General features: G+C 77.4%; 2 protein-coding genes. Both read left to right on the top strand.

Going from position 1 to position 1,822, the window contains the following annotated elements; genetic code table 11:
* The coding region (locus tag AKI01S_RS52445; RefSeq protein WP_218010107.1) for a hypothetical protein at positions 1-872 on the top strand (872 nt) is incomplete at its 5' end.
* A 95-nt stretch (positions 873-967) separates the two neighbouring features.
* Positions 968-1,822: serine/threonine-protein kinase (locus tag AKI01S_RS48545; RefSeq protein ID WP_157420774.1), on the top strand; the 855-nt coding region annotated here is incomplete at its 3' end.

Raw genomic sequence — 1,822 nt, 5'->3', positions numbered from 1 at the left:
CGGCATGGCGGCTCGGCGCGGTCGCCGCGCTGACGGCCGGGGCCGTGGCGGCGGTGACCGTCGTCCAGGGCGCCGGGCCCGGCGCACCGCGCCGCCCGTCCCCGATGACACCGGTCGCCAACGTCGCCGATCTGGGCGAACGCGCCGCCCGCACCGCCGAGGGCGACACCCGCCCGATCGCCGGTCCCCGGCAGTGGACCTACATCAGGCACGCCTACGCCGAATCGCGGCGGCACGGGCCCGGCGTGACCGGGAAGGTGACCACCGGGGAGTTCTGGGTGAACTTCACCGGCGGCGGGATGCGGACGTCGGACGGGAGGAGGACGACCCACGAGAGCGCGGCCGGGTCCTGGACCGACCTGACCCGCTACACCGCCACCGAACCCGAGGCGCTGCGCCGGCAGTTGCTCGCCGCCGCGCGGGCCGAGCGGAGGGCCGTGTCCGCCCCCGGGTCCGGGCGGCGGCTGTGGATCTCCAGCGATCCGGTGCCGGACCCGCGGGCCCCGGCCACCGACGCCGACGTGTTCATGCTGGTCAGCGCGCTGATGCGGCTGACCGCCCCGCCGCCCCGCCTCCAGGCCGCCCTGTACCGGGTGCTGCCCCGGCTGGAGGGGGTGCGGCTGCGGCGCGGCGCGGCCGACGTGACCGGGCGGCGCGGCGTCGCGTTCGCGATGGTCACCGACTGGGGCCGGGCCGTCGACGAGATCATCGTGAGCGAGGGCGACTACCGCTACCTCGGCTCGCGGATGGTCGAGGTTCCCGCGAAGGACCGCCGGACGCGCGCCGCCGGCGTCCCCGCGACCGGCCGGGTGGTGACCTGGACGGCCCTGCTCACCAAGGGCGTGGTGGACCGCCCCGGAACGCGCCCTTGATCCATTTTGGGGGACATCGCCGCGCCTTCCGGACTTCGGGGCGAACGCCCCCTACGATCGGCCCCGCTGTCCCCGAGGCCCGGCGGGTGTCCCCTATGCGAGTCGACGAACGGATCGGTCCCTACCGCGTTCTGGAGGAGATCGGTGTCGGTGGCATGGGCGAGGTCAGCCTCGCCCTGGACGGCGCCGGGCGGGCCGTGGCGGTGAAGGTGCTGCACCCGACCGTGGCGCGCGACGCGGTCGCCCGGCGGCGGCTGGAGCGCGAGGTCGCCGCGCTGCGCCTGGTGCGCGGCCCGAACGTCGCCGAGGTGCTGGACGCCGACCTCGGCGCGCGCCGCCCCTACCTCGTCACCCGGTACGCGCAGGGCCGGACGCTGGCGGAGGTCGTCCGGGAGCACGGCCCGCTGCGCGGCGAGGACCTGGACCGCCTGGTGCGGGGGCTGGCGCGGGCCCTGGCCGCGATCCACGGGGCCGGGCTGGTGCACCGCGACCTGAAGCCCACCAACGTGATCATGGTGGACGGCGAGCCCGTGGTGATCGACTTCGGGCTGGCGCACCATCTGGACGCCACCCGGCTGACGCTCACCGGCACCGCCATCGGGACGCCCGGCTACCTCGCCCCGGAGGTCCTGGACGGCCTGCGCGCCACGCCCGCCGCCGACGTGTTCTCCTGGGGCGCGACGGTGGCGTTCGCGGCGACGGGGCGCCCGCCGTTCGGGGCCGGGCCGTCGCAGGCGGTGTTCTCCCGGATGGAACGCGGCCGCGCCGACCTGTCGGGGGTGCCGCGCGAGCTGCTGCCGCTGGTGAAGGCGGCGCTGTCGCCCGTCCCGGCGCGCCGCCCGGCGGCCGGGGCGCTGCCGGGCAACGAGGACCTCGCGGGGAGCGCCGTGGACGCGGCCACCGAGCACGTCCCCGCTCCCCCGCCCGAGGAGCCGCCCGAGCCGAGACGG

This window comes from Actinomadura kijaniata NBRC 14229 (assembly GCF_001552175.1).
GTDB lineage: Bacteria > Actinomycetota > Actinomycetes > Streptosporangiales > Streptosporangiaceae > Spirillospora > Spirillospora kijaniata.
Note: the sequence above shows the minus strand (reverse complement) of the source record. Positions and strands in the feature narration are given on the sequence as shown.